The sequence below is a fragment of the Reyranella sp. genome (assembly GCF_004296935.1).
Taxonomy (GTDB): domain Bacteria; phylum Pseudomonadota; class Alphaproteobacteria; order Reyranellales; family Reyranellaceae; genus Reyranella.
In genome coordinates this window covers 1-7,819 of record NZ_SCVH01000135.1, presented here as the reverse complement: position 1 = coordinate 7,819, position 7,819 = coordinate 1, and the positions used below count along the sequence as shown (strand labels likewise).

Here is a 7,819-nt window from a genome sequence, read left to right as displayed (position 1 = left end):
CGGTTTTCGTACCGGTTCGGTCATGGGCATGGTGGGCGCATCGCTTGCCGCCCTTGGCCTCGGCCTCGGTAGCTTTCCGGTGATGTGCCTGGGCGGAATTTTCCTCGGCAACGCCATTGCCAACATGCAGCTTTACCGTTTTGCCGCCGTCGAGCTGGCGCCCGGTGCGTTTCGCGCCCAGGCGATCTCCTACGTAACGGCAGGCGGCGTGATCGCGGGCATCGTCGGTCCGAGCCTGGCGCGTTTCACGCCGGATCTCTGGATACCGCTCTTCCAGGCCAGTTTCGTGGCCGTCGTCATTGTCCACATCATCGTCTTCGTCATTCTGGGCTTCATCGAGTTTCCCGCCGTGAAGCCGGAGGATACCGCCGGCCCGCAACGGCCGCTGTTCGAGATCGTCACCCAGCCGACCTATTTGGTGGCCTGCGCCGGCGCCATTATCGCCTTCGGCGTGATGTCCTTCGTCATGGCGGCCTCGCCGCTCGCCATCGTCCAGTGCGGCCTCAGCCGGACCGAGGCGCCGATCACGATCTTCGTGCACGTGATGGGCATGTTCGTGCCATCGTTCTTCACAGGCCATCTGATCGCCCGGTTCGGCATCTTCAACATCATGACTGCCGGTGTGGCGATCCTGGTCGCCGGCGTGGCTGTGGCCCTGATGGGGGTCACCGAATGGCACTTCCGGATCACCATGACCCTGAATGGGCTGGGCTGGAACTTTCTGTTCGTCGGTGCCACGACCCTACTCACCACCACCTACCGGCCGGCCGAGCGCGGCAAGGCCCAGGCTTTCAACGATTTCATGGTGTTCGGCGTCACCACCGTGGCCAGCCTGATGGCGGGCGTCGTGCTGGAACTCGAGGGCTGGGCCGTTCTTAACTATGTGGCGCTGACGCTGGTTCTCGTTGCCCTGGCCGTCATCACCGTCTTCCGGCTGCGGCATCCTTCGCGCGTCTGACGCCAAGTCTTTGAGGCAATGGGATTATTCCCACTGCCTTCCTTGCGCGGACGGGGCCGTTCTGTCATTTTCCGCCCGCCTCGCGCCGGGGGGAGTCAATGACTTCGGCGAGCGCAGGGCTGAAAATGCCGCAAAAACAATAGGTTAGAAACTATGTCTCCTGTTCTTATGGCCGTCCTAGGCTGCGGCGTCATCGCCGTGCTGTACGGCGTCGTAACCGCGTCGCGTGTCATGGCGGCCGACGCCGGCACGCCGCGCATGCAAGAGATCGCGCAGGCCATTCAGGAAGGTGCGGGCGCCTATCTGCGACGCCAGTACACGACCATCGCCATCGTTGGCGTCGTCGTCCTGGTCGTGCTCGCCGCCTTGCTTGGCAAATACTCGGCTGTGGGCTTCCTGATCGGCGCCGTGCTGTCGGGTGCCACCGGCTTCATCGGCATGAACGTGTCAGTGCGCGCCAACGTGCGCACCGCCGTGGCTGCCCAGAAGAGCCTGGCCCAGGGTCTCGACCTCGCCTTCAAGGCAGGCGCGGTGACCGGCATGCTGGTCGCGGGCCTCGCCCTGATCGGCGTCGGCGGCTACTACGCCATCCTGCTCAAGATGGGCGTCCCGGGCGGCAGCCGCGACATGATCGACGCGCTGGTCTCGCTGGGCTTCGGCGCTTCGCTGATCTCGATCTTCGCCCGTCTCGGCGGCGGCATCTTCACCAAGGGTGCGGACGTCGGCGGCGACATGGTCGGCAAGGTAGAGGCGGGAATTCCCGAAGATGACCCGCGCAACCCGGCCACCATCGCCGACAACGTCGGCGACAACGTCGGCGACTGTGCCGGCATGGCGGCCGATCTGTTCGAGACCTATGCGGTGACGGTCGTTGCCACGATGGTCCTGGCGTCGATCTTCTTCGCCGCCGATCCGATGCTGGTCTCCAAGCTGATGGCCTATCCGCTGGTCATCGGGGGCGCCTGCATCATCACCTCGATCATCGGCACCTACTTCGTCCGACTCGGCTCGAACGGCAACATCATGTGGGCGATGTACAAGGGCGTGATCGTGGCCGCCGTGCTGTCGATCCCGGCCATCTACTTTGCCACCGACCGCCTTGTTGGCATGAGCACGGTGCTGAAGGTGGGCGATCGTTCGTTCACCGGCATGTCGCTGTTCTGGTGCTCGCTGGTCGGCCTGGCCATCACCGGCCTGATCGTCTGGATCACCGAGTACTACACCGGCACCGACTATCGTCCGGTCAAGGCCGTCGCCAAGGCGTCGGTCACCGGCCACGGCACCAACGTCATCGCCGGTCTTGCGATGTCGATGGAAGCCACGGCGCTGCCGGCCCTGCTGATCTGCGCCGGCATCGTGATCTGCTACGTGCTGGCTGGCCTGTTCGGCATTGCCATCGCCACAACCGCGATGCTGGCGCTGGCCGGCATGGTGGTGGCGCTCGATGCCTACGGCCCGGTCACCGACAACGCCGGCGGCATCGCCGAAATGGCGGGACTGCCGAAGGAAGTGCGCAAGAACACCGATGCGCTCGATGCCGTCGGCAACACCACCAAGGCCGTCACCAAGGGCTACGCCATTGCTTCGGCCGGCCTCGGCGCGCTGGTGCTGTTCGCAGCCTACACATCGGACCTCGACTACTTCATCGCCCAGGGCAAGCTCGGCATCAAAGCGGTCGATTTCTCCCTCAAGAATCCGTACGTCGTGGTCGGACTTCTGATCGGCGGCGGCCTGCCGTATCTGTTCGGTGGCATGTCGATGCTGGCCGTCGGCCGTGCCGCCCAGTCGGTGGTCGAGGAAGTGCGTCGCCAGTTCAAGGAGAAGCCCGGCATCATGGCGGGCACGGATCGGCCGGACTACGGCCGGGCCGTCGACATGCTCACCAAGTCGGCGATCAAGGAGATGATGATCCCGTCGCTGCTGCCGGTGCTGTCGCCGATCGTGCTGTTCTTCGTGATCTCTTGGATCGCCGGCCGCTCCGACGCCTTCGCGGCGGTTGGCGCCATGCTGCTGGGCGTCATCGTCACGGGCATCTTCGTCGCCATTTCGATGACGGCGGGTGGCGGTGCCTGGGACAACGCCAAGAAATACATCGAGGAAGGCCATTTCGGTGGCAAGGGATCCGAGGCCCACAAGGCTGCGGTGACCGGCGACACCGTCGGCGATCCGTACAAGGACACGGCCGGCCCGGCCGTGAATCCGATGATCAAGATCGCGAACATCGTGGCCCTGTTGCTGCTCGCCGTCCTCGCACACTGAGGCGTCGACACCGAATGCTACGGAAAAGCCCCGGTCCAAAAGGACCGGGGCTTTTTCTATGCGCCTGTGGATAAGGTGGGCCCTTGCGTGTGGCCTCAGATGCCGCCGCCGGTCGGCGCACCCGGGCTGGTTTGGTTCTTGCCGGCGGGGTTGAACTTGCCGACGTTGCCCAGGATCTGCTCGAGCACCGTGAGCTCCTTGCCCGAGGTCGGCGTGATGCGCTGGACCATGGCGATGTTCTCGGCATCCTTCAGGTCGTAGTTCTTGATCGCCTGGATGCGTCCGGACTCGTTGAACGTGACCTGGATCACCTTCTGCTCGGTGATCACGGGCTTCAGGAAGGCGAACGATTCCTGCGTTTCGCTGATGAAGTACCAAATGTTCGGGTTGAAGGTGGAGACCGCCGACGGCGAGCCGACGAGGCGTATGACGTCCTCGCGGCTCTGGGTACCGGCCTCGAGTTTCTCCACCGAACCGGGCGTGGGGGCGAAGCCACGCTGATTGAAGGTGGCATCGCAGCCGGGCAGCGCCACCAGGGCGGGGGCGAGCAGGGTGCCGGCGAGGGCGAGGGAGGCAATGCGGCGCATGAGGGGATCTTGCGTAGGGCTTGGGTTCCGGGGAAAGACGGTGCACAACATGTCGCGATGGTCGTTCCGGGTCAACTTGGGCCCGTGACCGCAGGGAGCTGGGTCGTGTTCCGCCGCAAGAGCGCCGAAGACAAATTTGCCGCTACTTTCTACGCCAGGACGGCGGAGCAGGCGCGTCTGCCCGAATTGTTCGATGCCTGCGGCATTCCCGACACGCTCGATGGCCGATTCGATTCCCTGGCCCTGCATGCGGCCCTTGCCATTGACCGTCTGCGCCGCGAGCCCGACGGCGAGCGGCTGGCGCAGGCCTTCTTCGATGCCATGTTCCGACATCTCGACGTCACGCTGCGCGAACTCGGAGTCCAGGACCTGGGCGTCGGGCGCCGGATCAAGATCATGGCCGAGGGACTGCATGGGCGGGCGCTCGCCTACCGCGAGGCGCTTGCCGGGGGCCCGACACCGCTGGCCGAGGTCTTGCGGCGCAACGCCTATGGCGGTAGTCCGCCTGCCGCCCACGCCGTGGGCCGCCTCGAAGCGCATGTGGCCGCTCATGCTCGAAGGCTGGCCAATACATCTCGCAATGATTTGATAAAGTAGTTTAAGATAATGTCAGAATATTTTGATAACAAACATAAATCTGAGATAGAGCGTGTCATCGATCTGGACCGGATGGCCAGGTCGGGCTCGGCCTTGGACATTGTCGCCAGTGAGAGCGAGTGTGCGGCGCTTGCCAAGCGTTTCGGTTTTCTCGGTCTCCAGGCCTTCGCTGCCCGGGTAACCGTTGATCTGCAACCGGGCGGTCAGGTCGTGGTCGAGGGCCGGTTGCGCGGAAAGATCATCCAGGCCTGCGTTTTGACCCTGGAGCCGGTCACCCAGGAACTCGACGATGTCTTCCGTATCGTCTTCCAGAAGGATTTGGCCGAGGAGCGCGATCCGGAGAGCGGGGAGGCCGTGCTGAACGCCCAGGCCGACGCGCCGGAGCCGCTGACGGGAAATATGCTCGATGTCGGCGAAATTGTCGCCGAGCAGCTCGCACTGGCTGCCGAACCCTACCCGCGCCGGGCCGGCGTGAAACTGGAGGATGTCCTGCCCAAATCCAAGGGGGCCGGCCGGCGGGGAGCGCCTGGCCAGCAGCGGCATCCGTTCGCTGGCCTGGCAGCCCTCAGGGACAAGCCCCGCCGCGGCCGCTAAACTGTTGCAGTGGTGGAACGATTTAGCTAGAGAAGGCCGCCCGCCGCGCCGCTAGAGCGCGGCTCAGCTTTTTGGGGCCAGCGTTGGCGCGGCCCCGTCGTGGAGATCGTTATGGCCGTTCCCAAGAAGAAGATTTCGAAGTCCCGCCGCAATATGCGCCGGTCCCATCACGCGGTGCCGGTCATGGCGTTCATCGAATGCAAGAATTGCGGTGAGCTCAAGCGGCCGCACATGGTTTGCTCGCATTGCGGTTACTATCGCGAGGACATGCCGGTCCTAGCCGACGCGACGTCGGCCGAGAAGTAGGCCGCAGCGCGCCGCCGGCAATGCGCTGGCAACAGACAGGCAGAGCGTCCCCGTGAGCGTGGGCAAGGTCGTTCTCGCACTCGACGGCATGGGCGGTGATCAGGCGCCCGAAGTCGTCGTGAACGGCGCCGACATTGCCCGTGAACGCTACCCCGGGGCGTCCTTCCTCCTGTTCGGCGATCCGGCCCGACTGAAGCCGCTGGTCGACCGGCGCAAGGGACTGGCCCAGGCCCTCGAGATCGTTCCGGCCGAGGATGCGGTCAGTCCCGACGACAAACCGTCCTTCGCGCTGCGCCGCCGCCGTCAGTCGAGCATGTGGCTCGCCGTGGACGCCGCGGCCCAGGGGCGCGCCGATACGGTGGTATCGGCTGGCAACACCGGCGCACTGCTCGCCATCTCGATGGTGGCCATGCGCATGCTCCCGGGCGCCCATCGGCCGGCCCTGGCCTCGTTCATGCCGACCAACCGGGGCGAGACGGTCATGCTGGATCTCGGTGCCAATCTCGAGTGCGACGCCGAAAATCTCGCCGAGTTCGCCGTCATGGGCAGCGTGTTCGCCCAGGTCCTGCTGGGGCTCAGCGAGCCGGCGGTAGGCCTGCTGAATGTCGGCTCCGAGGAACTGAAGGGGCACGAGGAACTGCGGCAGGCGGCCATGATGCTGCGCCGTGAAGGCTCGCCGGTCTCCTTCCACGGATTTGTCGAGGGCAACGACATCGGCGTCGGAAAGGTCGACGTGGTCGTGACCGACGGCTTCACCGGCAATATTGCCCTCAAGGCCATCGAAGGCACCGCCAAGCTCTATACCGGCTTCGTGCGCGATGCGTTCAAGACCTCAACTTTTGCCAAGATCGGCTATCTCTTCGCCTCGGGGGCCTTGGTTAAAATGCGCAAGCGCGTCGATCCGCGGCGCTACAATGGTGGCGTCTTCGTCGGACTCGATGGAATCTGCGTGAAGAGCCACGGCGGCACCGATGCGCTGGGCTTTGCCTACGCCATCGGCGTGGCGATCGACATGGTCCGATACGACTACAGGAGCAAGCTGGTCGAGGGACTGGCCAAGTTGCATGAGGTGGCGTCGACCGCGGAGGCGCCGGCGCTGCAGGCAGGCGGAGGAGGCGCGTGATTCGTTCCGTCGTTCAGGGTTGCGGCTCCTACCTGCCGGAGCGTGTGGTTACCAACGCCGACCTCGCCAAGAAGATGGATACCTCCGACGAGTGGATCCAGCAGCGTACCGGCATTCGGCAGCGCCATATCGCGGCCGATGGCGAGATGACGTCGCATCTGGCGCTCAAGGCCTCGGAGAGGGCGCTCGAGCATGCCGGCCTGAAGGCATCCGACCTCGATCTCATCGTGCTGGCGACGGCGACGCCCGATGAAACGTTTCCCGCTACCGCGACCCGCGTGCAGGCCCAGCTCGGCATGACGAGGGGTGCCGCCTTTGACGTCCAGGCCGTGTGCGCCGGCTTCGTCTATGGCCTGTCGGTGGCCGACAGCATGATCAAGAATGGCCTCGCGTCGACGGCGTTGGTGATCGGCGCCGAGACCTTTTCCCGCATCCTCGACTGGGACGATCGCGGGACCTGCGTGCTGTTCGGCGATGGCGCCGGTGCGGTCGTGCTGCGGGCCGAGGAGGGCAAGGGGACGTCGGCCGACCGCGGCGTGCTCGCCAATGCCCTTCATTCCGACGGCCGCCAGCACGACATCCTCTATGTCGACGGCGGCCCGTCCTCGACCCGGACCACCGGCTTCCTGCGCATGGAAGGCAAGGAGGTCTTCAAGCACGCCGTCGTGAATATGGCGGCGGTGGTGGGCGAGGTGCTGGCCAAGGCCGGCTTCGCGACCAAAGACATCGACTGGCTGGTGCCGCACCAGGCAAACAAGCGCATCATCGACGGCACCGGGCGCAAGCTCGGCCTGGCGCCCGAACGGGTGGTGATCACGGTCGATCGCCATGCCAACACGTCGGCGGCCTCGATTCCGCTGGCGCTCGATACCGCGGTCAAGGACGGGCGCATCAAAAAGGGCGATCTGCTGCTGCTGGAAGGCATCGGCGGCGGCCTTGCCTGGGGCGCTTCGCTGGTTCGCTGGTAGGGTTTCTCGTCCGGGCAGCGATTGAAACAAAATTGCCCGCAACGGAACGAGAACAGACGGCGATTCAAGTCCAGCCTCTATCCTCCTGATATTGACCGCTTTCCAACCTTAGAGTAAGGATTAAGTGGGGGAAGGAAGGGTACCGGAGTGGAAGGCCGGACTATCACGCGTGCCGATCTGAGCGAGTCCGTGTTCCAGGAAGTGGGACTGTCTCGCAATGAATCCAGCGATCTCGTAGAGACGATTCTCTCCGAAGTCGTGGAAGCCTTGGCGCGTGGCGAATCGGTGAAGATCTCGTCTTTCGGGAGTTTCACGGTTCGCGACAAAGGGCAGCGCGTGGGCCGCAATCCGAAGACGGGGCAGGAAGTACCGATTCTGCCGCGACGGGTACTCGTCTTTCGAGCGTCGAACGTCCTTAAATCTCTGA

9 protein-coding genes are annotated in these 7,819 nt (G+C 64.6%); 8 read left to right on the top strand and 1 reads right to left on the bottom strand.

What is annotated here, in order from left to right:
• Nucleotides 1-958 (top strand): MFS transporter (locus EPO55_RS19010; RefSeq protein WP_296338706.1); only part of this gene is annotated, 958 nt, incomplete at its 5' end.
• A gap of 153 nt (nucleotides 959-1,111) precedes the next feature.
• On the top strand, nucleotides 1,112-3,217 hold the full coding sequence (locus EPO55_RS19005; RefSeq protein ID WP_296338705.1) for a sodium-translocating pyrophosphatase: 2,106 nt from the start codon (nucleotides 1,112-1,114) through the stop codon (nucleotides 3,215-3,217).
• Between the two features lie 95 nt (nucleotides 3,218-3,312).
• Here EPO55_RS19005 and bamE read toward each other — a convergent pair whose 3' ends face one another.
• Nucleotides 3,313-3,804, bottom strand: coding sequence for an outer membrane protein assembly factor BamE (gene bamE / locus EPO55_RS19000; protein WP_296338704.1), 492 nt, complete (start codon nucleotides 3,802-3,804; stop codon nucleotides 3,313-3,315).
• 105 nt (nucleotides 3,805-3,909) lie between these two features.
• On the opposite strand from bamE, the gene EPO55_RS18995 reads away from it, so the two are divergent.
• The 6 genes from EPO55_RS18995 to EPO55_RS18970 all read left to right on the top strand — a co-directional run.
• Nucleotides 3,910-4,401, top strand: coding sequence for a ubiquinol-cytochrome C chaperone family protein (locus EPO55_RS18995; RefSeq protein ID WP_296338702.1), 492 nt, complete (start codon nucleotides 3,910-3,912; stop codon nucleotides 4,399-4,401).
• A gap of 9 nt (nucleotides 4,402-4,410) precedes the next feature.
• On the top strand, nucleotides 4,411-4,995 hold the full coding sequence (locus EPO55_RS18990) for a DUF177 domain-containing protein (protein ID WP_296338701.1): 585 nt from the start codon (nucleotides 4,411-4,413) through the stop codon (nucleotides 4,993-4,995).
• A 111-nt stretch (nucleotides 4,996-5,106) separates the two neighbouring features.
• Nucleotides 5,107-5,301 (top strand): 50S ribosomal protein L32, encoded by a 195-nt coding sequence (rpmF, locus tag EPO55_RS18985; protein WP_296338700.1) that lies wholly within the window; start codon nucleotides 5,107-5,109, stop codon nucleotides 5,299-5,301.
• Nucleotides 5,302-5,359: 58 nt separating this feature from the next.
• The gene (gene plsX / locus EPO55_RS18980; RefSeq protein WP_296338707.1) at nucleotides 5,360-6,424 is read left to right on the top strand and encodes a phosphate acyltransferase PlsX; all 1,065 of its coding nucleotides are present in this window, start codon (nucleotides 5,360-5,362) and stop codon (nucleotides 6,422-6,424) included.
• Entirely contained in the window at nucleotides 6,421-7,392 is a 972-nt protein-coding gene (locus EPO55_RS18975; RefSeq protein WP_296338699.1) for a beta-ketoacyl-ACP synthase III, read from the top strand. Before plsX ends, EPO55_RS18975 begins: the two co-directional genes overlap by 4 nt.
• Before the next feature lie 147 nt (nucleotides 7,393-7,539).
• The coding region (locus EPO55_RS18970; RefSeq protein ID WP_296338697.1) for an integration host factor subunit alpha at nucleotides 7,540-7,819 on the top strand (280 nt) is incomplete at its 3' end.